The 26051-nt window shown below is 46.3% G+C and carries 23 protein-coding genes and 2 pseudogenes; 17 read left to right on the forward strand and 8 right to left on the reverse strand.

The genetic code is table 11. The annotated features are described in order from the left end of the window. Nucleotides 1-9: 9 nt before the first annotated feature. Nucleotides 10-360 (reverse strand): DUF1360 domain-containing protein, encoded by a 351-nt coding sequence (locus tag C558_RS0114110; protein WP_018756929.1) that lies wholly within the window; start codon nt 358-360, stop codon nt 10-12. Nucleotides 361-785: 425 nt separating this feature from the next. Here C558_RS0114110 and C558_RS33790 point away from each other — a divergent pair, with 425 nt between their 5' ends. The 3 genes and pseudogenes from C558_RS33790 to C558_RS33175 form a co-directional block, all read left to right on the forward strand. Further along, the gene (locus C558_RS33790; RefSeq protein WP_018756931.1) at nt 786-929 is read left to right on the forward strand and encodes a hypothetical protein; all 144 of its coding nucleotides are present in this window, start codon (nt 786-788) and stop codon (nt 927-929) included. A 26-nt stretch (nt 930-955) separates the two neighbouring features. Beyond that, the gene (locus C558_RS0114125) at nt 956-2530 is read left to right on the forward strand and encodes a recombinase family protein (protein ID WP_018756932.1); all 1575 of its coding nucleotides are present in this window, start codon (nt 956-958) and stop codon (nt 2528-2530) included. A 14-nt stretch (nt 2531-2544) separates the two neighbouring features. After that, nucleotides 2545-2643 (forward strand): annotated as a pseudogene (locus C558_RS33175) (LuxR C-terminal-related transcriptional regulator); the annotation flags it as partial. Between the two features lie 75 nt (nt 2644-2718). Here C558_RS33175 and C558_RS0114130 read toward each other — a convergent pair. The 5 genes from C558_RS0114130 to C558_RS0114150 all read right to left on the reverse strand — a co-directional run bounded on the left by C558_RS0114130 (nt 2719) and on the right by C558_RS0114150 (nt 9003). Continuing rightward, nucleotides 2719-2970 carry a YolD-like family protein gene (locus C558_RS0114130; protein WP_018756933.1) on the reverse strand — a complete coding sequence of 84 codons (252 nt, stop codon included), beginning with the start codon at nt 2968-2970 and terminating at the stop codon, nt 2719-2721. A 158-nt stretch (nt 2971-3128) separates the two neighbouring features. Further along, nucleotides 3129-5354 (reverse strand): helix-turn-helix transcriptional regulator, encoded by a 2226-nt coding sequence (locus C558_RS0114135; protein ID WP_018756934.1) that lies wholly within the window; start codon nt 5352-5354, stop codon nt 3129-3131. A gap of 99 nt (nt 5355-5453) precedes the next feature. Continuing rightward, a complete protein-coding gene (locus C558_RS0114140; RefSeq protein ID WP_018756935.1) occupies nt 5454-7109 on the reverse strand; it encodes an extracellular solute-binding protein in 1656 nt (551 codons plus the stop codon). 35 nt (nt 7110-7144) lie between these two features. After that, nucleotides 7145-8056, reverse strand: coding sequence for a carbohydrate ABC transporter permease (locus C558_RS0114145; protein WP_018756936.1), 912 nt, complete (start codon nt 8054-8056; stop codon nt 7145-7147). A gap of 11 nt (nt 8057-8067) precedes the next feature. After that, nucleotides 8068-9003 carry an ABC transporter permease gene (locus C558_RS0114150; RefSeq protein WP_018756937.1) on the reverse strand — a complete coding sequence of 312 codons (936 nt, stop codon included), beginning with the start codon at nt 9001-9003 and terminating at the stop codon, nt 8068-8070. Between the two features lie 263 nt (nt 9004-9266). Here C558_RS0114150 and C558_RS32580 point away from each other — a divergent pair, with 263 nt between their 5' ends. From C558_RS32580 to C558_RS33180, 4 genes and pseudogenes are all read left to right on the forward strand, one after another. Next, on the forward strand, nt 9267-11882 hold the full coding sequence (locus C558_RS32580; protein WP_018756938.1) for a DUF4855 domain-containing protein: 2616 nt from the start codon (nt 9267-9269) through the stop codon (nt 11880-11882). A gap of 151 nt (nt 11883-12033) precedes the next feature. After that, on the forward strand, nt 12034-12372 hold the full coding sequence (locus C558_RS0114160; protein WP_018756939.1) for a hypothetical protein: 339 nt from the start codon (nt 12034-12036) through the stop codon (nt 12370-12372). Between the two features lie 167 nt (nt 12373-12539). Further along, nucleotides 12540-13703 (forward strand): outer membrane protein assembly factor BamB family protein, encoded by a 1164-nt coding sequence (locus tag C558_RS0114165; RefSeq protein WP_018756940.1) that lies wholly within the window; start codon nt 12540-12542, stop codon nt 13701-13703. A gap of 424 nt (nt 13704-14127) precedes the next feature. Continuing rightward, nucleotides 14128-14280, forward strand: a pseudogene (locus C558_RS33180) (hypothetical protein); the annotation flags it as partial. Between the two features lie 150 nt (nt 14281-14430). On the opposite strand, the gene deoD reads toward C558_RS33180, so the two are convergent. Together deoD and C558_RS0114175 are read right to left on the reverse strand one after the other, a co-directional pair. Beyond that, nucleotides 14431-15147 (reverse strand): purine-nucleoside phosphorylase, encoded by a 717-nt coding sequence (deoD, locus tag C558_RS0114170; protein ID WP_018756941.1) that lies wholly within the window; start codon nt 15145-15147, stop codon nt 14431-14433. Nucleotides 15148-15339: 192 nt separating this feature from the next. Then, the gene (locus C558_RS0114175; RefSeq protein WP_018756942.1) at nt 15340-16062 is read right to left on the reverse strand and encodes a Crp/Fnr family transcriptional regulator; all 723 of its coding nucleotides are present in this window, start codon (nt 16060-16062) and stop codon (nt 15340-15342) included. Between the two features lie 108 nt (nt 16063-16170). Here C558_RS0114175 and deoB point away from each other — a divergent pair, with 108 nt between their 5' ends. From deoB to pduL, 10 genes are all read left to right on the forward strand, one after another. Further along, a complete protein-coding gene (deoB, locus tag C558_RS0114180) occupies nt 16171-17337 on the forward strand; it encodes a phosphopentomutase (protein WP_018756943.1) in 1167 nt (388 codons plus the stop codon). Between the two features lie 137 nt (nt 17338-17474). After that, a complete protein-coding gene (locus C558_RS0114185) occupies nt 17475-18506 on the forward strand; it encodes a BMP family lipoprotein (protein ID WP_018756944.1) in 1032 nt (343 codons plus the stop codon). Nucleotides 18507-18610: 104 nt separating this feature from the next. After that, the gene (locus C558_RS0114190) at nt 18611-20143 is read left to right on the forward strand and encodes an ABC transporter ATP-binding protein (protein WP_018756945.1); all 1533 of its coding nucleotides are present in this window, start codon (nt 18611-18613) and stop codon (nt 20141-20143) included. Further along, the gene (locus C558_RS0114195) at nt 20140-21213 is read left to right on the forward strand and encodes an ABC transporter permease (protein ID WP_018756946.1); all 1074 of its coding nucleotides are present in this window, start codon (nt 20140-20142) and stop codon (nt 21211-21213) included. The genes C558_RS0114190 and C558_RS0114195 overlap by 4 nt, the downstream gene beginning before the upstream one ends. A gap of 3 nt (nt 21214-21216) precedes the next feature. Further along, nucleotides 21217-22170, forward strand: coding sequence for an ABC transporter permease (locus tag C558_RS0114200; protein WP_018756947.1), 954 nt, complete (start codon nt 21217-21219; stop codon nt 22168-22170). 307 nt (nt 22171-22477) lie between these two features. Next, on the forward strand, nt 22478-23131 hold the full coding sequence (gene eutL / locus C558_RS0114205; protein ID WP_026263916.1) for an ethanolamine utilization microcompartment protein EutL: 654 nt from the start codon (nt 22478-22480) through the stop codon (nt 23129-23131). A gap of 18 nt (nt 23132-23149) precedes the next feature. Further along, nucleotides 23150-23437 (forward strand): BMC domain-containing protein, encoded by a 288-nt coding sequence (locus C558_RS0114210; RefSeq protein ID WP_018756949.1) that lies wholly within the window; start codon nt 23150-23152, stop codon nt 23435-23437. Between the two features lie 12 nt (nt 23438-23449). Then, a complete protein-coding gene (locus C558_RS31040) occupies nt 23450-24928 on the forward strand; it encodes an aldehyde dehydrogenase family protein (protein ID WP_018756950.1) in 1479 nt (492 codons plus the stop codon). 52 nt (nt 24929-24980) lie between these two features. Next, nucleotides 24981-25268, forward strand: a complete 288-nt coding sequence (eutM, locus tag C558_RS0114220) for an ethanolamine utilization microcompartment protein EutM (protein ID WP_018756951.1) — start codon at nt 24981-24983, stop codon at nt 25266-25268. A gap of 11 nt (nt 25269-25279) precedes the next feature. Continuing rightward, complete coding sequence (gene pduL, locus C558_RS0114225) at nt 25280-26032, forward strand: phosphate propanoyltransferase (RefSeq protein ID WP_018756952.1); 753 nt, start codon at nt 25280-25282, stop codon at nt 26030-26032. The last annotated feature ends 19 nt before the right edge of the window (nt 26033-26051 follow it).

Below are 26051 nucleotides of genomic sequence, written 5' to 3' on the forward strand. Positions count from 1 at the left end.
ATAGACGGATTACAATCTCCTTAACAAATAGGATTCGACTAATGCAGCAATTCCTGCGACGGCGAACACCACCACAATCGGATTTAGAACGGGGATATAGTAGAATACGGCAACAACAGCCATTGCACACCATATGCCAGTGCACCAGTGGCAGCTTAGTAGCGTTCCAATCCAATATCGTATTCCGGTTCCTTGAATGCTCGTTTCGCGAATGATTGTCCCCTGATCATCGGTCGTGTAAGTCACGGAGATAAATGGTTTCCGTAGAAATTCCATGATATCATCATATACAATTAGATGGGTCAAACGAAATGAAGCCAGCGCCAGAATAAGCAACTCTAACCAGTTCAGTTCGATCAATTGTCATAACCCTCTCTCTTAACGATATGGCAGCTATTTCACTATTTTTATGAACATGTCAATTTCGTCCAACCTCATTGTCGAATCTATCATAGGATATACAAAGATTTGAAATCGGAGGTGACTGGCAAATGTGTTTCTGTCATTCAGTGAACAACGTGAATAAGGGCAAGGGCGTCGTCGAAGTTTTTCATAAAGGCCCAAAAGTACAAGCACCTCAACCTATTGGAGTGACTGCTAGAAAATTACAAGGCGTCGTCGTATTACCACAGCATAAATAATCGTACTACAAGCTATGCAATCGGAACTGAAGTGTGAAAGATATATCGTCGGTATTGCCGGAGAAGGAAATCGTCCTTCTCCGGTTTTTTTCTGTCATAAGACAATCTGGGTGATCCATAAGGTGTACTTGAGGTGATGCCTGGATGGAACCTAAACCAATTAAAATTGTGTTCAAGGAATGTGCTCGAGAGAGTTCACTGGAACAAATCTTGGATGAACTTGTGAAGGACGCCGTCAAAAGAATTGTGATGAAGTATGAGCATATCGTCCTCCAAGATGAGCAATAATCTTTGACTGGGTGGTGTCTAGTCCTATGAAAGACGAAACCGCGATATACGTAAGGGTATCGACCATGAAGGATTCGCAAAAAGACAGCCCTGAGCATCAGCTGGGAATCTGTGAAGAGAAAGCGAACGCTCTACATTTACATGTGAAATTTATTTACGAAGACCGAGATACGGGGACATCCATTGTGGCACGGAATGAAATTCAGAGGCTAATCGCCGATGCGAAACATGGAAGGATTAAGAATATCATCTTTGCTTCACTCTCTCGGTTTTCAAGGGATACACTAGATTCTTTGAACCTAAAGAGAGTTCTCGTGGATGCTCTGGGTATAAGATTAATATCCATCGAAGAAGGGTATGACTCGGCGAAAGATAATGACGAATTGAAATTTCAAATTATTTCCGCAGTGAATCAAAAGTTGAGTGAACAAATTAGCTTGTCATCCAAACGGGGGATTCGTCAGTCTGCGTTAAAGGGGAATTTTACAGGAAGCATTACGCCTTATGGATACAAGAAAGTCATGATCGGAAATCGTAAGACACTAACCCCGGACGATGAGACCAAATCGGTCGTACAAATGATATACAAACTATATACAACGGATAAATTGGGTGTGAAGGCGATTGTGAACTATTTAAATGAAAAGGAGATACCTTCTCACAAAGCTGGCGTATGGGGGATCTCTAGTGTTCAAAGAATACTAATGAACGAAGTGTATACGGGGAATAACGTGTTTAGTAAATACGAGATGAAGAAGATCTACAATGACATTAATAATATGGCAGACAGGTCTAAGAAACAAGTGCAGCGCGATAAAGAAACTTGGGAACGAAGTGCCTTTAAGACACATGAGCCAATTATTGAAGATGAGACATTTCATCGCGCACAGGAAATACGTTTACAACGCAGCGGAGGAGCAAGAGGGGGTATTCGTAACCGAGTGAATCTATTTGCAGGCATCATCTTCTGTACACATTGCGGGTCAGCGATGGTCATGATGAAATCAAATGGGAGCAAGTCCAGAAAAGAAATTCGAGAATACCGGTACCTTATTTGCTCAACGCGTCGTAGGCAAGGGGAGAAGGGGTGTGTGAATAATCTATCGTTGCCTTACGACAATGTACGTCATGTCATATTAGATGAAATAAGTCAGAAACTAAAAATAGCTGTTCCTATCGAGACAATTGTGAATGACAGCATACAGAGAATCAAGAAGAACAATATTGCAGAAGAAACTAAAGGTAAGGAGACAAAAAGACTCGAGAAAGCCATAGATACCAACCGGAATTTATTATTTCAATTAAGGAAGCAAAAGATGCTAGATGATCTAGACGAACAGCAGTATTCGTATGAAAAGGAAATGTACGAGCGAGAAATAGGCAGTATGCAACAACGGTTAGATCATATAAAAGGCGTGAATGAAGAGACACTTAACCTTCATGTTATACGTGAAGAGATTCGCACGGCCATTCATGAACTTGTTGAGCTTCGATTTGACAATCAGGATCCATTACGGCTGATTCTAAATACATTGATCAAACAAATCACGGTGAATGTTACGGGTGAGGTTGAAATCCAAACGCCATTAGCCCTGGTGTGAAAAAATCATGGTGTATTTCAAACCACATTTCCAATGTAATGCAGAAACTCAATGTAAAGGGTCGTTCGCAAGCGGTTGTCGAGTTGATCAAGCTTGGGGAGCTAAAAATTTAGTTGAGCTTGTTATGCTCTAATTGGCCTTCTTTGCCTTTGTTTCCTTAGGGAACAAGGGTGGGAAGGTTCTTTGATTTAGTCCCTTGGATAATCAATTCTCATAATATCCATAAAGGGAACTTTTATTGTCTCGCTTCCTTGTTCAACATGAACTTTACTGGTTCTTGAATCTAGATGGACAATCTGTCCACGAGCTTGTTCTTCCCATCCCCATACCGTAAGTAATACCTCTGATTTTTCATGAAAAGCTTCAGTAATTTGATTTCCTAACTCCTCTAACACAAATTCATCACGTGTTGGACGTTTTGGGATTTTTGTTTTTGCCATTATGTTTGTCCTCCTGATACAGTTCTAATTAGAATAGGTATCAATTGTATCATATTTTAAGATAAATAAGAGCCCCTCGCACTTGCAGAGAAGGCTCCTTCACACGTAGACATAGACAGTTATACGGCGCTTTCTGTATCTTGTTCTCTAGTTCCACCTTAAATCGCCATCTGCATATACTCATCCGGCTTAATCCCCTCATACCGGGTAAAAGCCCTCTTGAACGAGTATACATTCTCATACCCCACCCGAAGCGCGATCGCATCGATGGCGCATTTCTTCTCCCGAAGCAACTCTTTTGCCATTTCCATCCGCAGACGGCATAGATAATCATAAAAATTGATCCCGGTTACCTCTTTAAAAATCTTTGAGACGTTCGACGTCGACATTTGGAACATTTCGGCTAGCTTTTTAAGCGATACGTCGGCACTTGTATAGTTCTCATTGACATATTGCAGCAATTTGCTGCCAACCTCCATCGTGGAGGAGGTGTTCGAATACCGATTTCTCTCACAGATTAGCGTCCCTACTTCATAGACATAGCTCCACATCGCAATGGTGTTCCCCGCACTAACCATACTGGCGAATTGTTTGGCATAAATGCCCGTATCGAGATTCACCTCGTGAAGCACGCGGAGCATCGTTTCCATCAGTAACGAGACCAGTCGAACCGTACTGTGATCCGATAGTTGACGTTTCTCATTCTCGCTACTAATCTCTTGCAGTATGTGCATGGACGTATCCAGATTGCCAACTTTCAGATTGTTGATCAGCTGCACTTCCCAGTCGGTCGGATAGTAGTAATCGACTTCGTCCAGTATCTCTTCCTGCATCGTACGGATATGCCCGCGTGAAAATAATAGATACTGCAATTGTTCATGGGCTGCGTAATAGGATTTGCTAATGCCGACAAGACCTTGCTCCACGGTACCATGCAAGACGTCCAGATGAAATCCGCAGTTCTGTTCAATTTCAGCTGCAACTTCGGAGGCAATCTGTTCGATCATCCCATCGTCTCCAAAACGATTATCGGAGGATACAATCAGCGCTTTGTCCGCGTTGGTGATCTCGAACAGCTCATAGTCCAGGCGATAATGCTGCATGACTTTCTCGACGACCAGCATCGTGATCATCTCTATTTTTCGAATTTTAGCAATATCGGTAACCTCGTGAATGCCGTGAAGGCTGACCAGCATTGTGCAATAGAACATGTCCTCGTTGTAACGGATCCCGAATTTTGCAAGTCCGTTGATGTGCTGATCCTCTGGAAAATAACCTTTTAACAAACGAAGAAACATATTCGATCTGGCAGCGCTTTCAAATGCCTGCATGGATTGTTGAAGCTCCAGGTTCTCATGCAGCAATCGGTCAATTGATTTCTCGATATAGTTATACTCGGAACCGGAGGCGGTTCCATTCCTCTCATCGTCGTACCGAACAGCAACTGAGAGCTTGTTCAGCAGGGCGTGAAGCGGGCGATAGGTGATGCGAGTTAACACAAAGGCCGAGCAGGTGCCAACGGCGATCGATATAAGAATGGCCAGCAAGGAGCTGAATAGATTATGGATCCATACCCCACTGCTGTCCGTATAGGAGATGCTGTATTGCCATTCACTCGCTTGAGATGGCAGATCAATCGTATAAGCTCTTTCGCTACCACTTTGCACGTCTGAAGTGCTCTGTGTTTGCTTATATACGCTTGAACGATGTGCAGAAATGGAGATATCTTTAAACTCGGTACCTGCGAAACGATGCATATAATCCGAGAAGTAAGCGCTATCAATATAAAGAACCAAAACAGCTCGCGGTTGATTCACGACCTCTAAGCTTTGAAGGACAGGAATAACGCGTTTTTTGATATCCCATAGCTCCAAGGCGACCGGCTGCATAATTTTGAAATCGGCTGTGGAACTTTGCATCGTGTGCTGTGTGGCTGGGTCGAATACAGCGACATGCGAGAAGAAATCGTCTGCTTGGAAATTGCCAATGGAAGACAGGACCCATTGCTTCTCAGGGAAAAAAACCATGCCGAAGGAGAGAATGCCCATGGAATTCACATCATTGTCCAGGTCTTTCCGAAGCTCAATCATTTTTAATAAATCGAATTCCTGATCATACACGTTCGTATTTTGCATGAGTTTTCTAACCCATGTTTTGCTGCTCATCGTTTTGCCGAATTGTTTGAGTTCATTTAATTTGTTGTCTACCATATCCGCGATCCGCTTGGCATCCGACGCATGTTTGTCATATTGCTGACGCTGTTCCTCCAGGATGTTCCGATGTGCGTTCAAGCTACTAAAGATGATGATGGGAATAATCAGGATGGCGGTGTAGGACATAAATATATTTCGAAACGTGCGGTTTCCGAATCTTTTCTTATCCAAATGTGTCCCTCCTTCGGCATGGAATCCATCAAGATCAATGAAAGAAAATGGCAGTCCATCATGTTGTGTGAGGTCTGCCATTTTCCTTTTTTTGTAACGTTACTGGATGCTGTTGTACCTGTCAAGCAATTGTTGATCGATTTCAATCAATTGGTCGAGGCCAAGCTTTTTCAGTTCCGCGATATATTGATCCCAGTCATCAAGCGATTTTTGACCTAACGCCAGCTTTGTTGCAAGCTCCGTGGAGTAAGTGTTCAGGTTCGTCAATATTTTGGTCTTCGTCTCTAATTGCTTGTCATCCGGAATCGCTAAGAAGTTGTTGTTCATGTTGACATAATACGGCTTGTAGGTCAGGACTTGCAGTTCATTATCCGCTTTATATTTCGGCGCACTGGAAAGCTCGTACTCCAGGTTGGAGAACTGCACGCGCGGGAAGACGGTATCGCCGAGCAGCATGTTGCCCGTCACCTGTTTCGTTTTCGCTAATTCTTCCGCCGGTCCGTTGTTCAGATATACTTTTGCACCGTTGCTCTCGACTTTATAGGTCTGTCCTTCAATGCCCCAGAACATCAGATCCGCATATTTCTCTGAGTAGACCATATCGAAGAATTTAATGGCTGCCGCGGGGTCTTTGCAATCTTTTGTAATGGCATATTTATTGAAAATAAGGAAGTGAGGCTCCTGTTGCATGGCTGGCGTGATTCCCTCAACAGCCTTCAGCGGCATGAGCGGCAGGAATTCGCCTCCGCCTTTAATTGTCGGTTCTTGATAATTCTCCAAATTATAGTCGTGCAGGGAAGCTATTTGATTATCCGTCATTTTCTGTTGATTCTGCTCACCTGTCGCTTCAATGAGGCTTGTATCGAGCACGCCTTCCTTTACGAGCCGCTGCATATAGCGGAAGTAATCCTTAACGCCTTCTTGATACCATGGAGATACGATTTTTTTGTTCTCGACATCAACGGCTGTAATGCCCGAACCTAGCCCGAACCATTGGGCGATCGCACCCGTGAATTGACCAGGATAATTGTAGGCGAGCACCTCGTCCTGTTTGCCGTTGCCATTGGCATCAAGCGCTCTGAATTTCTTGAGTGTCTCCAGATATTCATCAGCCGTTGTCGGAACGGGGAGATTGAGCTTTTCAAGCCAATCTTTGCGGATGAGCATCGTAAGGGAGACCGGCGCCGGATCTTTGCCTTGGTATGTCTTTTTGTGCAGATTGCTGAACCAGTACATTTTGCCGTCCGGAGAGGTCGTCGATTTTCTCGCGTAAGGGAACTCTTGGTCGTACATTTTCTTGATGTTGCCGTTGCTGTACTTCTCGATGAGAGGGTTCAGGTCGAGCAGCACGCCTTGCTTCGCAAGGTTTAGCACGGTTGTATTATCCAGCTTCGAGATGTTCACGATGTCAGGCAGATTGGATCCCGACGCCATTCTTGTCTTGAGCACCACTTCATATTGTTCTGCAGGGACAAATTCGTTGTCCAGCTCGAGTCCTTCATTCTTCAGCAGCTTGTCGATCTCGCTCCATACCGGGTAATTCTCGCGATCATCGTATTTAATATATTTGTTAATGCCGGCGGGGCCGAGCATTTTTAGTTTCGTAACCTTCTGTTCGGAAGAAGTGGTGCTGCCGTTGCCTTCCTGCTTCGTGCCGCTCGCGTCATTATCGGTTTTGCTGCTGCAAGCAGCGACGGATCCGACGAGCAACACAGCCGTCAACCCGGATAGAAATGTTCTTTTCCAAAGCTTCATGGACGAATTCCCCCTATAATTAAATGTTTATACTTCTATTCTTTTAATGAACCTAGCAGAGCGCCCTTGATGAAATATTTCTGAAATAATGGATAGGTAAAAATAACGGGTAGTGTCGTAAAGACGATGATGGCATATTTCAATTGAATGTTCGATAACATGTTCTCTACGGCATTTCGGGTATCTTGGAGCGAAAGCGTCTTCAAATCAACCGATTGCTGTACCACGACGCGGTAGAGATACATCTGCAGCGGATGCAGCTTCTCATTCGGCAGATAGACGAGCGCATCGAACCAACTGTTCCAAATGGCGACGATCGAATAGATGGCAATGACCGCGATAATCGGTTTGGATATCGGCAGGACGACTCGGAACAGCATCTGCCAGTGTGAGGCACCGTCAATAAAAGCGGATTCTTTCAGCCCTTCCGGGATCGTCGCGAAGAACGTCCGGACGAGAATGATGTTCCAGATGCTCACCATGCCGGGAATGATGACGGCGAACATGGTGTTGTATAGCCCGAGCTGGTTCACCAGCAGGTACGATGGAATCAATCCGCCGGCGAAATACATCGGGATCAGGATGAACGCTACAACCCATTTGCGCCCGATTAGTCCGCGTACCGTCAGTGGATAAGCACCGAGCACGGCCATGAGACAATTCAAGAACGCTCCCGCGGATACATAGATTAACGTATTCGAGTAGGCCCACCACATTTTGGTGTCTCGGACAATGAGTTCATAGGAGCCGAGAAAGAACCCTTTGGGGAACCAGAATACGTTCATGGCAGCGACTTCTTGGGGATTGCTGATGGACATGATGATGACGAAATAAAAAGGATATAGTGTAATGAAACAAATGATGAGTGCGATCACGAGCAAGACGACATCGACAAGGACGGAGCCTTGCCGAATCGCGTTCGGATTCCTCTTGAGCGAGGCTATCATCGAACTCCTCCTTACCATAAGGCGTAGTCAGAATATTTGCGGCTTAATGTATTGGCAATGTAGAGCAAAGAGAAATTGATGAGCGAGATGAATAAGCCTACTGCCGTACCCGAGCTGAAATTGCCGCCGAGCAGGCCGTCACGGTACAAGTAAGTGCCGATGACATCCGCCGTCTCATAGACCATCGGATTATAAATAAGTAGAATAAATTCGCTGTTCGCTGACAATAAATTTCCAACGGCAAAGATCAGCAAGATGAAAATTGTCGGACGAATGGAAGGCAACGTAATATGGAGCATTTGCTTGAATCGATTAGCGCCGTCCATTTTGGCCGCTTCATATTGATGCGGATCGACGGAGGACATCGAGGCCAGATAGAGAATGCTGCTCCAACCAAAAGATTTCCAGATGTTCGTGATCGTATAGATGGCAGGAAAATAGCCTGCCTCCGTATTCAACGCAACCGTCGATTCGCCGCCGAACAGCTTCACCATCGCATTGATAATGCCGTCCGCATTAATGAAGGACAAGACCATGCCGGCAACGACAACGTTGGAAATAAAGTGAGGCAAGTAGCTTGCCGTCTGTACGAATTTCTTGAAAATACCGCTCTTCAGCTCATTAAGTAGAAGGGCGAATAGAATTGGCACCCAAAAGCCGAAGACAAGCGTGTAAAAACTGAGTAAAAACGTGTTGCGCATCAGCCTTCCGAAATAAGGACCGCTAAAAAAATCGATAAAATGCTGCAGCCCAACCCAGTTAGCGCTTTCAAAAGAGAAGAAAGGTTTTCCCGGGTAATAATTCTGAAATGCGATGACGATCCCGTACATAGGAATATAGCTGAAAATAAAAATATGCAGCAGGACAGGCAGCATGATCAAATACAGCTGCATATTCTCACGTAAGCGAAAAGAGACGCGCTTACCTGGCTGACTGGTTGCTCTCATAACCTTCTCCTTTCACCGATCGATTGCGGCATTTCCGGGCCCGTTCTTCCGCATGAATTTATCATAATGGGGAATTTTGGGTAGAAGCAAGCAACATAATTTGAAGTGCCGAACAATAATTTCGCACGATTTTTGATACACAAACAATCCTTGAAAAGTAAATAAATGTATATCCAAGTTCATAAAAGTATATTGCAAAGGCTCGCTAGTCCCAACATACTAACCCTGAAATCACAACTACATATGCCAAAGGAGGCAAAGAAATGAAATCGTTCATAACATGCTTATCTATTGTTCTGGTTGTAGCCATCATGTTGACGATGAATCTGAAAGCCCAAGCGCACGAAGCACCCGAGCAACCAGAACGAACAGACCAATCGGGTTTGCGCAATCTTGCCGCAGGACTCGACTATGAATGGTCAGTCGATCCAATTTCCTCTCATCCCGATACCGGGAAAGCACTTACGGACGGAAAGTATGGCAATGTGCAAGACTATAATGATCCGGCTTGGACGGGGCATTTGGATCAAAAAATGCGCACCGTCGTATTTGATCTAGGTGAGAAGAAGTCGATCGGCAGTGTAAAGGCGCACTTTTTGGAGGATTATGGCGCGCATAACATCTTGTTTCCACTGACTGTATCTGTATATGTATCGAATGATAAAGAAAATTGGGGGACCGTTGCGAATTTACCAACCCTGAAATTTTTGCAGAGCGGTCCGCCGAGAGAGCAGACCTATGAATGGGAAGGAAGCAAGACGGGGCTGCCGTCCAATCCGGATGCAATGATGGCTTATGCCCGCTATGTCAAAGTCTCTTTTTACACCCATGTCACGGCATTGATCTTCATTGATGAAATCGAAATCTGGGGTGCCGACGGACAACAAGATGGAGCTGTTGAAGTACCTCCGTATCATCCGGCTTATCAGGAAGTGGGAGAAGCCACCTCTGGCGTTCACAATCTCGTGTTCCTACCGAACGGTTATTATGCAGGAGGCAAAGGTGATTTCCCGAAGGAAAAAGTCATCCCGTTCATCAGCTATGTAAATGAACATGGCGAACCGGTAGACTGGTTGTTCGACAGTGTGTTCTTTGCTGCAGGTTCTTCGCCAAGCGGCCGGGATGTTGGATTAGGAAATGGGACGATCGAAGACTGGAAGTGGCATCTCGAGAAGACTTATAACGTGGAACATGGGGACATCCGGCAGCTAGAGGAAGCAGCCAAGGAAGTGGCTCTTAAGCTGAATCAACCGGATCATAAAGTGAAAGTTGGATTAATGATCCCAAATCCAGGCTTTTGGCTAACCGATTTTGGCGATGTGGATGGTGACGGCATCTCAGAGAATTTCAATGCCGGCGTTGTTGGCGAAGAGGCTGCAGCCGCGAATCGGGAGAAAGCGATCAAATGGTGGCTTGAACAAGCGAAAGCAAAATGGGATGAAGGGAACTATACCCATCTGGAGCTTGCAGGGATGTATTGGCTTGACGAGGAGGTAAGTGGCAACAGCGCAGGCGAAGAGTTGGTTCGTACCGTAAGCCGTCTTGTTCATGAGAAGAATTTGAAGCTGTTCTGGGTTCCACATTTCAACGCGTACAAGAGCTTCCTCTGGAAAGATCTTGGAATGGATGCTGCTGCCTATCAGCCGAACTATTTCTTCGAGGAAATGAATATTAATCGTCTTGAAGATGCCGCTAATATTGCGAAGCAGTATGGAATGGGCATTGAAATGGAGTTCGATAACCGCATGATCACGGATGATGTATTCCGCAAGCGGTATATTGAGTATCTAGACGCTGGAGTCAAGTATGGATATATGCAGCCCAATGTTTTTAAAGCCTATTATCAAGGCAACGACGCGGTATATGAAGCTGCGAAGAGTACGGTTCCGAAAACTCGCATTTTGTATGATTGGTTGTATCAATTCTTGAAAGGAACCTACCAGAAGACGGATTTTACGGCTCCGACGATCAACGTGTCGATGAATGGCAAGGAATTGCTAGGTGATGCGACCGTGCCGGAATCCGAGGCATTCAGTTTTACATGGGACGCCCTTGATGAGGATAGTGGAATCGCGGATGTGAAGGCGGTATTCGATCGCGGAACATATCAAGCAGGATCGACGATCGATCTTGCAGGAAAGCCCGGCAAACACCGATTGGACATTACAGCGATTGATATGGTAGGCAACACGGCCAAAAAAACGATCTGGATTGAGGTCACCACAAGTGTCGACGAGATGATCAAGGTGGTTACACGTCTCGAAGCGGAGGGGAATTTCACGACCCGTGGGAACGCTCGTGCGGTGCAAGTCCTGTTAGATGTTGTGAAGAAATTTCAGGAACAAGGCGACATAGAGAAAGCAATGAAGCATTTGAGAGATATGAATATCATCCTGAACATTGGGCGTGAAAAGGCGCTGATGTCGGAGAAGGCGTATGATATCGTGCAGACGGATGTCGATCATCTGCTAGGCAGCGATCTGGCTCTGCATCAGAAGGCCGAGGCCTCATCCGTGGAATCGGCCAGACCAGATCTATCTCCCGATCAAGCAGTAGACGGGGTTTATGGAACGAGATGGTCAAGCAACTATACGGATGATTCTTGGTTTACGGTGGATCTGGGCGAAGTGAAAGATTTCGATACGATTGTTATCGATTGGGAAGCAGCCCACGCGAGAACGTTCAAAATCCTCGTATCGAATGACAAGGAACAATGGACCAATGTGATAGATCAAGATGGAACGATCGAAGGCAAAGACGGCAAGCAGACGATCCGTCTAACGACGACCACAGCGAGATACGTCAAGTTGCAAGGTATACAGCGAGCAACGCCGTACGGTTATTCGTTCTACGCGTTTGAAGTGCATAAACGATTCTAGCAGGCAGTACTTCAGAGAAGGCGGATCGAAGACATTCGATCGTCTTCTCTTTCATTTGTCGCCTCAATATGGTTGATTTTGAGAAAAGGGAGTACACTGAGAAATATCGAATATAGTAATGATCGATCGTAAGGATAAAGGAGATAACCACATGAACATCAAGAACACCTTTGCTGTTGCGAAGGAAATGGAAACACTCGCGAATGGATATAACGAGCTTGCCGCCCAAGCTGCTAGCGAGGAAATGAGAAACATCTATACGGAAATGACTTATCACCTGGACGAACTGCAATCGAAGCTATTGCAAATTTCGAATTATTACCCAGAGGGGCAAGTCGAGAAGGCTGTCACACTTCATCGAGAAATCAGAGAGCTTCCTGCAGGTAGCGAGATTACTTTGCTTCATAGCTACGACAACGAGAATCTAGCACTTGTCGAGGACGAAGCGATGGAGCTGTATTTGATCCCGCTCGATGCGCTTGAGGGATAATATTAGAAAACAAGGCCTCCGGAGATCCGGTGGCTTTTTTACATGCGGAAATTATGAAAGTGGGAGATTACTTCGATATAGGCATAAGGAAAATAGAGGAACGTACCGAAGATTTGTTGTACAATTAGGTAAATGTAACCAAGTAAAGACAAATTGGGGGAAGCATCATGAAGTTTGGATATCGGATAGTAAGTGGAATTATTGCAGGGGTGCTTTTGTTTAGTGGGATGGTATCAGCAGTCGGCAGTACGACAACAGATTCACTACCCAAGGATCCAGAATGGAAAATCGCCTTGAAGAAATTAGATGGGTTTACAGAAGCGCCATATCACGTTCCTAATTCAAATACAGTATATTTGCAATCTTACACACTTGTAAACTCAGCAACTAAAGTTTGGGATGTAGGTGTAGTAACAGCTGCTGATAAGACGACTGGCAAAGAAAAATGGTCATATCAATTTTATAAAAAGGGTACCCCTTTTCCTATGAATACATCCAAATTTGCTTATAGCAAAGGTGGATCAGTATATGCTCTCGTTAGCGATGCGTTAGGCACAAAGCTACACTCCGTAAATTCGTCGGGCAAGAGCAACTGGACAATCGCTGTGCCAGAAGTACAGGACGTTTACGCAATGAATGACGGCACGCTGTTGCTAGTTAATCGCTTCACACGAGACTCCAGTGGTAAATTCAAGGTGTATGCCTTCAACGCAAACGGGAAAAAAATATCGGAACAATCGGTAAGCGATATGTATGCTGTTGTAGGAGGACAGTATCTGATTTCGCAAATAGCAAAGCAGGGAAGCGCTAAGCTAGAAGTTTTTGGACCAAAACTAAACCGTCTATTTACATATCCACTGCCGGATGGAGCTGTGACTTCCATTGATGAAGGTTCATGGGTGATAAATAATGGAGACATTCTAATACGGATGAATATTCCAAAATCAGGGAACAGGTTGATATCCTTGAACTCGCAAGGTAAAACTTTATGGGGCCGTACCATTGCTGGAAATGCGTCGGTACAATCAATTGGCGATTCCTATGTTGTGTACGAAAATGGAGAAATGAGCCTGTTTAATTCAAAAGGACTTATTAAGAAGAAAAATATCAAATTAGACGATCCAATGCATGAGATCTTGAATACTCCGGATAATAAAATTCTTGTTTACTCTGAAAATGGTAGAAGTATTATTGATCCTAGCACTCTTGAGTTGATTTATAATTATCCATTTGATCAAAAATTATTGAATTACTACTATGCCGGTGACGGATATTTGTATGCAATAAGCGATGAATATCAATTGTTGCAATATAAATTATCTAAATCCTAACCTGTTCCTTAGCTTAAATATGGGGTTGAATGGTCGATAGTACGGAATACGGAAGAACGTGATCCGATCCGCTGAACAATGGGTTCACTTTTTCCATAACTCTATAGATATATTATTTTGACGGTTTCGTAATAAATGTAAAAACTTAAATATAGTATTATTATGGTATTTATATACTCTAAAATAATGGCTACTATTTTTTCGCGCCGTTCTCTCGACTGTGAAAATTGTGGTCCAAAAGATACACGAAAAGTGTTATTTGGCAGAGTTTTAAGATTAGAATACATATGTGGACGGGCGGGCGATGTTGGTCCAAAAAAGAAACGAGAAAGATATTTGTTACGTTTCTCGGTCATACAAATTATGATTAGTCCGTTGCACGATAAATGGAATCGAATGAAAATGAGTAGGTGTCAATGCGGCCGTACAACAAGAACTATTGACCGGTTACTACGACAAAACGTTCCGTGCGAACGAGCGCATGACGCGTGAAGAACTCGCGGCGATCATCGTACGGGCTATGGGACTTGCATCCCATAGCGAGACCGAAGCCTTAACGTGCCTAGACGCCGATTAGATTTCAGGGTGGGCGAAGCCATAACGATCATCATCAACTTGCTTAAACAGATGAACAAATAATTGAACTAGAAATACATGAAACCACCAAAAAACCTCCTCCAGCGCTGCTTCCGATAAGCAGGCTGGGGGAGGTTTTTATTCTTGTGTATTAACCTTGAAGAATAGCTGTCTCAAGCGCTACCACGATCATGTCGTTGAACGTCGTTTGACGCTCTTCCGCAGAAGTTGCTTCATGCGTGATCAAGTGGTCACTTACCGTGAACATGCCAAGACCTTTGATCTTATGTTTCGCTGCCAATGTGTAGAGCGCCGCAGTCTCCATTTCAACTGCTAATACGCCGTATTGGCCAAGCTTCATCATCGTTTCTCTATTGTTATCTTCTGTGTAGAACACATCGGAAGACAGGATGTTACCTACGCGAAGGTTCAAGTTCTTTTGTTGTCCGATTTCGTAAGCTGTTTTGATGAGATCGAAATCAGCGATCGGTGCGAACGAGTACCCAGGGAAACGCGTGTGGTTGATCGAAGAATCTGTACATACCGCTTGTGCGATGAGTACGTCACGGATCTTCACATCCTCTTGGATCGCGCCGCAAGTTCCGATACGGATAATTGTTTTCACGCCGTAATCTTGGATCAATTCTGTCGAGTAGATCGCGAACGATGGAACACCCATCCCGGAACCTTGAACAGTAATGGGTTTTCCTTTATACGTACCTGTGTATCCTAACATGCCGCGCACTTCGCTATAGCATTTCGCATTTTCTAGGAACGTCTCTGCAATATATTTCGCGCGAAGCGGATCTCCTGGCATTAGAGCTACGGGTGCAATGTCACCTGGTTTTGCTGCTAAATGTACACTCATCGTAATAAAAGCCTCCTTCGTGAATTTCAAGCCATTTGTTTTGAAAACGTTTTACTTCACTACAGTAACATACCTCATTCAATATTTCCGTAACCCGTACCATTCCTTTTATGTGAACTAGATTACAAAAAAACCGTGCAGAGGTTAACTGAACTTCTTGACCATTAGACCTATAATCGAATTGTCACGAGGCTACGCATACCAGATGCGATGCTTCGGCGGGACGTGACCTACGGAATCACAAATGCTGCGAAGCTTGGCGAGATCCGTAATCGTAATCGTCTTTCGTTCAATCGAGATGATGCCCTCATCTTGGAAATCCTTCAACACTTTGGAGATGGACTCCCGCGTTACGCCAATCATATTGGCAATCACATGATGTGTGAGTTTGTAGTCAATAATGTAAGCGGATTCAGTGTCCGTTTCCATTCCAAGGTTGCAATACAGGTCGTAGATGAGGTTGGCAGCCTTCAGACGTGTATCTAGGAAAGAGATATATTGCGCTTTACGATTCAGAATTCGAACACTCTCCACGAGCAACCAATAAGCCCGGCGGAGCACGCTTGGATATTCATCCACGATTTTGAGAAAATCTTGCTTAGTAATAAACCACGTATGAACGGTTTCCATCGCCGCGATCGAGGCAATGCGGTAATCGTCATAATAGATAGCTTCAATCTCGCCGACGACGTGGCCGGGGAAGGCGACCCCATATATGATTTCCTTATCTTCTAATAAACTATACACTTTGATCGACCCTGAACGAATAATGAACACATCGCCATTCTGATCTTGTTCGTAGATGATGACTTGGTTTTTCCGGAATTGACGTTTCTTGAGCATCGGCATGATGCGTTCCACGCCCTCATCGGGCAAGTCTTGAAAAATGGTGATTTGTCTCAAATCGGTTATCATGGGTAGACCTCACTTTCGGGTGGTTTCATGGGATTCAACTTTTTTATTGCAAGAGCCGAACATTTTTCCATGAAATATAGGCAAATATAACAACAGGAGTGGTGACTTATGACTTTCAAACGAATTACGACGATCGTATTAGACAGCGTTGGCATCGGCGAATTACCGGATGCTAATCAATTCGGGGATGTAGGATCCCATACCTTAGGGCATATCGCTGAGCGTGTGCCGACTATTCAATTACCGAACCTTCAGAAGCTAGGGTTAGGGAATATCGCTCCGATCGCTGCAATCCCACCAGCTGGAGAGCCTCTTGCGATGTATGGTAAAATGGCAGAGACATCGGTCGGCAAAGATACAATGACAGGCCATTGGGAGCTTATGGGCTTAAATGTTACAATACCATTTGATGTATACCCGAATGGATTCCCTGCTGAATTGATTGAAGAGTTCGAGAAACGTACAGGCCGTAAAGTCATCGGGAATAAACCGGCGTCCGGGACGGAAATCCTAGTCGAATACGGCGAAGAGCAAATGCGCACAGGCGCGTGGATTGTCTATACTTCAGCTGACAGCGTATTCCAATTGGCTGCACACGAAGACATTATTCCGCTCGATGAATTGTATCGTGCTTGCGAAATTGCTCGAGAAATGACGTTAACTGCTCCTTACGCAGTGGGACGTATCATTGCTAGACCTTATGTAGGAACACCGGGCAACTTTACCCGCACACCGAATCGTCATGACTATGCACTTAGCCCGTCTGGACCAACTGTTCTTAATGCATTGAAGGATCATGGACTTGATGTCATTGCTGTAGGTAAAATAAATGATATATTCACAGGCGAAGGCATTACGGAGTACACTTCCACGAAGAGCAATGAGGATGGTATTCTTAAAACAATTGAATATATGAAGAAAGATTTCCATGGCATGTTGTTTACGAATCTGGTTGATTTCGATTCCTTATACGGACATCGCCGGGATCCAGAAGGTTATGCTGCATGTCTTGAAGAGTTCGATCGCTATGTACCTGAGATCCTCTCTACCATGGGTGAAGATGACCTGTTAATCATAACAGCAGATCACGGGAATGACCCGATTCATCCGGGAACCGATCACACACGTGAATACGTGCCGGTACTTGCATATAGTCCGAAGTTCCAAGGGAAGACAACGACGATTGGCGTTCGTTCGACTTTTGCCGACTTGGCAGCGACGATTGCAGCGAATTTCCAAGTATCCTTCGATACACACGGTAAAAGCTTCTTATAGTCATCCGATATATTGTTCTACTTGTTCATTATGACGGCGGGGCGGCGAAAATTCAACATCCTTGAAGTACTGTTCTAGCCAAATGTCCCTGCTGTCAATGAAATATATAAAAAATATGTCTTGGAGGGTCGATCTACATGAAAAAACGAATCAATCTTATGCTCGTATTCGTCTTGATGGTGTCTATGGCATTAACAGCTTGTGGTGCGAAGAAGACGGAAGAAGGCGGCGCAGCTACGGGTGAAGCTCCTGGCGGCAAGAAATTGAAAGTCGGTATGGTTACTGACCTTGGTAGTGTGAATGACAAGTCCTTTAACCAGAACGCTTGGGAAGGTCTTCAGAAGTTGAAAGCTGACTTCGGCTATGATGTAAAATACTTGGAGCCTAAACAAGATTCCGACGTAGATCCAAGCTTGAACCAATTCGTAAAAGGCGGTTATGACCTAACTTGGGCAACAGCTTTTACACTCGATGATGCTGTAACAAGAATCGCAAAGGAAAATCCGAACGCGAAGCTTGGAATTATCGATTCCTCGATCGAAGTGCCTAACGTAGCGGCTGTTTCGTTCAAAGAGCAAGAGGGATCTTACTTGGTAGGGGTTATCGCAGGACTTATGACGAAGACGAACAAAATCGGCTTTGTCGGCGGGATGGAAATTCCTCCAATCCAACGTTTCTCCGCTGGTTTCCGTGAAGGGATCAAGGCTGTAAACCCAGATGCGAAATACATCGAGAACTACACGGGTCAATTTACACGTGCTGACATGGGTAAATCGGCAGCAGCTACCATGTACAACGACGGCGTGGACATTATTTTCCATGCATCCGGTTTGACAGGTAACGGCGTATTTAACGAAGCAAAAGAGCGTGTTGCTAAAGGTGAAAAAGTATGGGTTATTGGTGTAGATAAAGACCAATCCTTAACTTTCGGTGACGAAGTTACATTGACTTCGATGATCAAGAAAGTTGACGTTGCGGTATATGAAATCTCCAAACAACTTGCTGAAGGTAAATTCCCAGGCGGTAAAGTTACTCAAATGGGTCTAAAAGAAGACGGTGTAGGCATTGCTGATACATCGAGCAAGAATGTTCCAGCAGATGTATTGAAGAAAGTTGAAGAGTACAAAACAAAAATCATTAACGGTGAAATTAAGATTCCTGAGAAATAAACGATTTTTGTTGTGAACGAGAAGGCCATCCTTTGCAATCGTGCAGAGGATGGTCTCTAAGATTCATGATTTCTGGCAGTAGGTAGCAGGAAGGAGAACGTCTAATGGCGCAGGCTGAAACGGTGTTGGAGCTTAAGGGAATAACGAAGCGTTTTGGTGAAGTAGTTGCGAATGAGGATATAAGCTTTGCGCTTAAACAGGGTGAGATTCACGCATTGCTCGGCGAGAATGGTGCGGGCAAGTCAACACTGATGAACATTGTATTTGGGCTATATCAGCCAACAGAAGGTTCAATTTGGGTAAGAGGTCAAGAGGTACAGATGGATACGCCGAATAAGGCGATTGAGCTGGGGATCGGGATGGTCCATCAGCATTTTAAATTGGTACAACCGTTCACAGTAACGGAGAATATTATTCTTGGTATGGAGCCAAAAGCTGGCTTAGCAACAGATATGAAGAGCGCTTCCGCAAAAATACGACAATTATCGGAGCAGTATGGACTCAATGTAGATCCATCCGCAAAGATTGAGAATATTTCAGTAGGGATGCAGCAACGGGTTGAAATTTTGAAGACGCTTTATCGCGGTGCGGATATTGTCATTCTAGATGAACCAACAGCCGTTCTCACGCCGCAAGAAATTACCGAGCTGCTCGCGATTATGAGACGCCTTGCAAGTGAAGGCAAATCGATTATCATTATTACGCATAAATTGAAAGAGATTATGGAAGTAGCGGATACATGTACGATCATCCGTCGTGGCCGCGTCATCGATTCGGTTCTCGTGAAAGAATCAAGTCCGCAAGAGCTAGCTGAGAAGATGGTTGGTCGGGAAGTTCGATTCAAGACGGATAAAGAGAAAGCGCAACCACAGCAAGCGATTCTCTCGGTCAAAGATCTGAAGGTTCGCGGCGACAATGGACAAATGGCGGTTAACGGTCTATCCTTCCAAGTGCGCGCAGGTGAGATCGTCGGGATTGCAGGGGTAGACGGCAACGGTCAAGCGGAACTCATTGAGGCATTGACGGGTATGCGTCGTTCGGATACAGGCGCGATTGAGCTTGATGGCGTCAATATTTTGAATAAATCACCGCGTACAGTCGGACAGTCTGGAATGTCGCATATTCCGCAGGACAGACACAAGCATGGTCTCGTACTGGACTTTACCGTGCCGGAGAACTCGATTCTCCAAATTTATAATAAGCCTGAGATGAACAAAGGCGGATTGATGGATAGCAAAGCAGCGCAAACGCTTGCTGAGAAATACGTGAAATCTTTCGATATTCGGATTCCAGGGTATGATGTACCGGTTCGGGCGATGTCCGGGGGGAACCAACAGAAGCTGATTATTGCACGTGAAATTGACCGTCGTCCGAAGGTACTGATCGCGGCACAACCAACGCGGGGATTGGATGTAGGTGCAATCGAGTTCGTGCACAAAGAGTTAATTGCAGAGCGCAACAACGGGAAGGGCGTATTGCTCATATCGTTCGAGCTTGAAGAGATTATGAATGTAGCAGACCGCATTATTGTCTTGTTCAATGGTCAAATTGTAGGGGAAACGTACCCTGATCAAACCAATGATCAAGAGCTCGGACTGATGATGGCAGGCAGACGACAAGGAGGGGATTCCAATTGAATAATGTACGCAAACTCCTTCGTTCCGATTCGATTTGGATTCCGGTCTTATCGATTATTATCGGGATTTTGATTGGCGCGATTGTCATGTTAGCCGGCGGCTACAACCCTATTCTCGCTTATCAATCCTTGATTGAGAAAATTTTCGGAAGTCCGTACGACATCGGTGAGACGCTTCGTCAAATCGTTCCTCTAATCTTATCAGGTCTTGCTGTTGCCGTAGCTTTCCGCGGCGGCATGTTCAACATTGGGGTCGAGGGACAGATTGTGATGGGTTCACTCGGTGCCTTGATGGTCGGTAATATGTTAGATTTGCCGCCAATCCTTCACGGGATTGTAGCGATTCTTGTCGGCGCATTGTTCGGCGGAATCTGGGGCTCACTTGTTGCGATTTTCAAAGTTAAACGCGGCTTAAACGAGGTTATCTCCTGTATCATGTTGAACTGGATTGCCTTATACATTAGCCATATCGTAATTAAGACATTCATGGCGGAGATGGGAACTTCTCGTTCGCAGCCGATTCATGATTCGGCAAGTATTCAAATTGCTTGGTTGTCCGATCTATTCGGCGGCGCACGGATTCACTGGGGATTCTTCATCGTCATCTTCATGTTAATCGGGTACTACTATTATTTGAACCGTACAAAATGGGGCTATGAATTGCGTGCGGTTGGTTACAATAAGCATGCGGCTGAATATGCGGGGATGAACGTATCGAGCATTGCAATCCGTACATTCTTCATCTCAGGTGCGATTGGCGGATTGATCGGTACTTTTGAAATTCTAGGCGTGTTCAAATACATGGCGATTGCACCGAATACATCAGGTATCGGGTTCGATGGTATCGCCGTTGCATTGCTGGGTATGAACACTTCGGTAGGCGTACTCTTATCGGGTACATTGTTCGGAGCGCTCTACTATGGTGCGCAAGGGATGAGCTTCGGTGCGGATGTTCCGCCAGAAGTTATTCGGATGGTTATTAGTATTATTATATTCTTCGCTGCAGCTCCGGCCGCAATCCGGATGTTCTTGAAGATGTTCAGACGCAAACCGAAGCGGGAGGAGGGGTAGGACATGGATATTCTAAGCAATCTAATCAACGGGACGTTCGTGTTCGCCACAGCATTAATCTTTGCTTCACTCGGCGGGGTAATTGGAGAGCGTACGGGGGTTATCAACTTGGGGCTTGAGGGCTTCATGGTATCCGGTGCTTTCTCGGCAGCCGTCGCTACACATTATGCGGAGACAGCAGGAATGGGTGGGGCTTCACCATGGATCGGCTTGATCTGTGCGATGGTCGTTACCTTAATCTTCTCAGGCATTCATGCACTTGCTTCGATTAAGTTCAAGGCGAATCAGGTTATTAGCGGGATTGTCGTTAACTTACTGGCCGCGAGCTCGACCTTCTTCATGGTTAAATTGTTATTCGATGGTGCAGCAGAGACACCGATTATCGATCATGTATTCCATAAATGGGCGATTCCAGGTCTGAGCAGCATTCCGTTCCTGGGTAACGCGATCTTCACGGCTTATCCAACAACGTATATTGCTCTGATTCTCGTGGCCGTGGTTTGGTTCGTTATGTATAAGACACCGCTTGGTCTTCGTATGCGTGCTGTAGGGGAGCATCCGGGAGCAGCTGATACAGCGGGTGTCAAAGTAAATCGTATCCGTACGTATGCTGTGCTTGTCGGCGGATCGATCGCTGCGCTTGGCGGTGCGACGATTGCCTTGACAGCAGGAAGCAGCTTCGCACAAAGTACAATTTCGGGTCAAGGGTTTATCGCGTTAGCAGCTGTTATCTTCGGTAAATGGAATCCAGTTGGCGCATTTGGCGCTTCGTTATTCTTCGGTTTTGCGCAAGCACTGAAGGATCAGGCACAAATCTATGATTGGGCGAAAAGCATTCCGACGGAAGTATTCTACATGCTGCCGTACTTGATGACACTTCTCATTCTCCTGTTCGCCGTTGGACGCTCCAGCGGACCTAGTGCGCTCGGGGAACCATACGATCCGGGTAAACGATAATTCGATTTTAAGTAATGAACGCCTCTTATCCTTAGGGATGAGAGGCGTTTTTGTGTTGCCTGCATATAACTCGAACCCCTCTGTGAATGAATTGCAGTAATTGCTGCAACATCAGGGCATAATCAGCTTTGTCCATCATAAGCTGATAATACAAGTACATAGCGATAACGATAAGGCAATGGCGCCTTGATTCATGCGACTTCGGAGTCTTCCGAGTGGATTGTATGGAGCATGGCGTTTTTTTGTCTTACGATTTCGGTGTCCCCACGTTATCGTCAGAATGCAGGATCGGAGTTGAATGCTTGTGATGGATAAGCCCATTCGAGCCGTACCGCTCGCCGTTCGCGTAATCCCGAATGTGGATGCAGGATTGGCAGCACAGCTGGAGCTACCCCCTACAGTCCGCAGCTTGGGATTGATTACATCTACGATCGATGACGTCGGTTATACGGCAATCGATGAAGCGACGAAGCGTGCGGATGTGGACGTCGTCTATGCAAAGTCATTCTATGCCGGATCAGGCCATGCATCAGGGCCGCTATCGGGTGAATTTATCGGGATGATCGGTGGAACGAGTCCGGATGAGGTGCAGAGCGGCCTCTCTGCCGCAATTGATGTCATGGAAACTGGCGCATGCTTCTACGCGCTTAATGCCGAGGCGACACATGCCTATTATGCGCATGTCGTCTCTCGAACAGGTAGGTACTTATCACGCATTGCGGGTATCCGCGAAGGTGAGCCACTCGCCTACTTGATCGCCCCTCCGCTCGAAGCGATGATCGGATTGGATGCGGCCTTGAAGGCGGCAGATGTGAAGCTGCAGACCTTCTACGGTCCACCGACAGAGACGAACTTTGCAGGCGGACTTTTAACAGGCAGTCAATCGGCTTGTACAGCTGCAGCGGAGGCGTTCCGTGCTGCGGTACACGACGTTGCACGTAGCCCACAGTACATGCGATGAGGGTAGAGGAGGTAGCGTATGAGCGGTAAACATGAGGCGTTAGGCATGATCGAGACGTGGGGAATTCCCGCCTTGATCGCTGCATCGGATGCGGCCGCCAAAGCCGCAGATGTACGTGTCGTTACGCTGGAGAAGGCGGATGCTGGAATCGTCACGATCTATTTGGTCGGGGATGTGGCTTCCGTTCGAGCAGCGGTTGATGCAGGGCAGGAAGCGGCAAGACAAGTCGGCAAGCTGTTAAGTGCGCATGTCATTGCAAGACCGGATCTGCAGGTGCGAGATCGGATCTATCCGAATCCGGAGTAAGGAGGAGACCCTATGGGATTCGATATTGATTTACAATCCATACAAGAAGTACGTGATGCCTTACAGCGTGCGAAGGCTGCGCAAGCGCAGCTGGAGGCGATGAGCCAAGTGCAGATCGACGCCGTGATTGCGGAGATGGCAGGCGAAGTCCGGCGGTCTGCTTCAGCATTGGCCGAGCTTGCCGTTCAAGAGACAGGCTTCGGTAATGTGCCGGATAAAGCTGCGAAAAACTTGTTCGTGGCCGATTCGATCTACCCCTCGATCGAATCGATGAAGACTGTTGGGATCATTCACCGGGATGAGGAACGCAAAGTATGGGAAATTGCCCAGCCTGTTGGTGTTATTGCCGGCATCGTGCCGTCTACGAATCCGACCTCAACCGTCATGTTCAAGGCGATGATCGCACTCAAAGCACGTAACAGCATCGTATTCAGTCCACATCCAGGGGCGAAGCAATGTTCCTTCGAAGCAGCGTCTCGGATGCAAGTGGCGGCAGAACGGGCAGGCGCACCGCCGCACAGTATTCAATGTCTCACACTTCCAACACTAGAAGCAAGCAAAGAACTCATGACGCACCGGGATACGGATCTGATCCTCGCCACGGGCGGCACCGCAATGGTAAAGGCCGCTTACAGCTCTGGCAAACCTGCATACGGCGTCGGTCCGGGCAACGTCCCGGTCTACATTCATCGCAGTGCGGATGTGGAGCAAGCCGCATCACGCATCATTCGCAGTAAGACGTTCGATTACGGCACCATATGTGCTTCGGAGCAGGCGTTAGTCGTTGATCAGGTTGTTAAATCAGCGATTATCGATGCGTTCATCCGTCGTGGGGCGTATACGCTATCTCATGCGGAGAAACGAGCGATCGAAGGACTCATCCTCCGAAACGGCGGCCTGAATTCGCAGATTGTCGGCAAATCTCCCGAAGCGATTGCTGCACTCGCTGGCATCACAATTCCGGCTCACACGACCGTATTCATCGCGGAGGAAGAGGAAATCGGCAAGCATGCCCCTTTTTCAATCGAGAAGCTGTGTCCGATTCTTGCGCTCTATACGGTGCAGGATGAAACGGAAGGCTGTACGTTATGCAAAAAGCTGCTCGAGCTGGGCGGATTAGGTCATACACTGGGGATTCATGCGACAGATTTTCAAGTGATCGAAGCGTTCGGTCTGGAGAAGCCGGCCTCGCGAATCGTCGTCAATTCGGGAACTACCTTCGGCGGCATCGGCATGAGTACGGGGATCTTTCCCTCCTTAACGCTCGGCTGCGGCTCGTATGGCAATAATATTACGTCCGACAATATTGGTCCGCAGCATTTGATGAACGTGAAGCGGGTTGCTTTTCACATGCAAGACATTCCTGAGCGAGAACCCGTACAGCCTGTGACAGTCGCCACTGATCATGATACGAAGCCAGCAATCAGCATAAGCCGGGAAGATGTGATGGAAATTGTAAAAAGAGTGCTAGCCGAAGTAGAGCGTTCATAGAATGGGGTAATTGGCTCGTCCGAATTGTAAAATCGCGAAGGAGGCGTATTAAATGGCTGGAGAAATGTCGGCATTAGGCATGATTGAGACAAAAGGGTTAGTCGGAGCGGTGGAAGCCGCGGATGCCATGGTCAAGGCAGCGAATGTGAAGCTGATCGGGAAAGTTCATGTCGGTGGTGGACTCGTGACTGTAATGGTTCGCGGCGATGTTGGCGCAGTAAAAGCAGCAACCGATTCGGGCGCAGCAGCAGCGGAGAAAATTGGCGAGTTAATCTCGGTTCATGTCATTCCGCGTCCACATTCGGATATTGAGCATATTTTGCCTAAATTAGAAGGGTAGTCTGATCGGTTATGGGGATTGTGACTGAATCGAGCTTAAGGGCGATGCTCCCATCGGGAATTCCGAATCCGTTTACATTAGAGCCGAATGGGAAGCTGACGCCGGCAGCCGCAGATTTTCTGAAATCGAGAGGGATTAAGGTCAGGTTCACGAGTGAGATGGACGCATCACGATCGACCGTAGCATTTCCGTTGATCCCGGTTGGGGTATCGAACCGTCATGTTCATTTGTCGAAGCTGCACATGGAACAGCTCTTTGGCACGGGCGTGTCGTTGACACCTGATCGTCCTCTATCTCAGCCAGGTCAATATGCGGCGATGGAGAAGGTTACTTTACGCACAGCGAGAAGTGAAATTCGAGGTGTTCGCGTGCTCGGACCTACCCGGGAAGAGACACAAGTGGAAATATCGCGTACAGACGGGTTTCAGCTTGGATTGCAGGCGCCGCTCCGATTATCTGGCGATACGGCGAATACACCCGGAGTCACGCTCATTGGCCCCGCAGGGCAAGTGCATCTGGATCATGGGGTGATCGTCGCCAAATGCCATGTTCATATGTCCCCCTCCGATGCTGCTGTTCTTCGAGTGAAGTCTGGGGATACCCTTATGCTGCGAACGCTGCATACGCAGGGGAGACCGCTTATTTTCCCATCTGTGGTGGTACGTGTGCATGAGCGATATGTGCTTGATTTCCATATAGACATGGATGAAGCCAATGCGGCAGGGCTGCATACGGGAAATCACGTTGAAGTTATTACACCTTGAAGGGGAAGAAGGCGATTCC

This window comes from Paenibacillus terrigena DSM 21567, from assembly GCF_000374845.1.
In the GTDB taxonomy this organism is placed as follows: domain Bacteria; phylum Bacillota; class Bacilli; order Paenibacillales; family Paenibacillaceae; genus Paenibacillus_K; species Paenibacillus_K terrigena.

What these genes read in the sequence shown, in the direction of transcription:
- C558_RS0114125 (WP_018756932.1), top strand. Translation starts at nt 956, where the DNA reads ATGAAAGACGAAACCGCGATATACGTAAGGGTATCGACCATGAAGGAT.
- deoD (WP_018756941.1), bottom strand. Translation starts at nt 15,147, where the DNA reads ATGAGTGTACATTTAGCAGCAAAACCAGGTGACATTGCACCCGTAGCT.
- C558_RS31040 (WP_018756950.1), top strand. Translation starts at nt 23,450, where the DNA reads ATGGGATTCGATATTGATTTACAATCCATACAAGAAGTACGTGATGCC.
- C558_RS0114165 (WP_018756940.1), top strand. Translation starts at nt 12,540, where the DNA reads ATGAAGTTTGGATATCGGATAGTAAGTGGAATTATTGCAGGGGTGCTT.
- deoB (WP_018756943.1), top strand. Translation starts at nt 16,171, where the DNA reads ATGACTTTCAAACGAATTACGACGATCGTATTAGACAGCGTTGGCATC.
- C558_RS0114190 (WP_018756945.1), top strand. Translation starts at nt 18,611, where the DNA reads ATGGCGCAGGCTGAAACGGTGTTGGAGCTTAAGGGAATAACGAAGCGT.
- eutM (WP_018756951.1), top strand. Translation starts at nt 24,981, where the DNA reads ATGGCTGGAGAAATGTCGGCATTAGGCATGATTGAGACAAAAGGGTTA.
- C558_RS0114140 (WP_018756935.1), bottom strand. Translation starts at nt 7,109, where the DNA reads ATGAAGCTTTGGAAAAGAACATTTCTATCCGGGTTGACGGCTGTGTTG.
- C558_RS32580 (WP_018756938.1), top strand. Translation starts at nt 9,267, where the DNA reads ATGAAATCGTTCATAACATGCTTATCTATTGTTCTGGTTGTAGCCATC.
- eutL (WP_026263916.1), top strand. Translation starts at nt 22,478, where the DNA reads ATGGATAAGCCCATTCGAGCCGTACCGCTCGCCGTTCGCGTAATCCCG.
- C558_RS0114210 (WP_018756949.1), top strand. Translation starts at nt 23,150, where the DNA reads ATGAGCGGTAAACATGAGGCGTTAGGCATGATCGAGACGTGGGGAATT.
- pduL (WP_018756952.1), top strand. Translation starts at nt 25,280, where the DNA reads ATGGGGATTGTGACTGAATCGAGCTTAAGGGCGATGCTCCCATCGGGA.
- C558_RS0114160 (WP_018756939.1), top strand. Translation starts at nt 12,034, where the DNA reads ATGAACATCAAGAACACCTTTGCTGTTGCGAAGGAAATGGAAACACTC.
- C558_RS0114130 (WP_018756933.1), bottom strand. Translation starts at nt 2,970, where the DNA reads ATGGCAAAAACAAAAATCCCAAAACGTCCAACACGTGATGAATTTGTG.
- C558_RS0114200 (WP_018756947.1), top strand. Translation starts at nt 21,217, where the DNA reads ATGGATATTCTAAGCAATCTAATCAACGGGACGTTCGTGTTCGCCACA.
- C558_RS0114175 (WP_018756942.1), bottom strand. Translation starts at nt 16,062, where the DNA reads ATGATAACCGATTTGAGACAAATCACCATTTTTCAAGACTTGCCCGAT.
- C558_RS0114185 (WP_018756944.1), top strand. Translation starts at nt 17,475, where the DNA reads ATGAAAAAACGAATCAATCTTATGCTCGTATTCGTCTTGATGGTGTCT.
- C558_RS0114150 (WP_018756937.1), bottom strand. Translation starts at nt 9,003, where the DNA reads ATGAGAGCAACCAGTCAGCCAGGTAAGCGCGTCTCTTTTCGCTTACGT.
- C558_RS0114145 (WP_018756936.1), bottom strand. Translation starts at nt 8,056, where the DNA reads ATGATAGCCTCGCTCAAGAGGAATCCGAACGCGATTCGGCAAGGCTCC.
- C558_RS33790 (WP_018756931.1), top strand. Translation starts at nt 786, where the DNA reads ATGGAACCTAAACCAATTAAAATTGTGTTCAAGGAATGTGCTCGAGAG.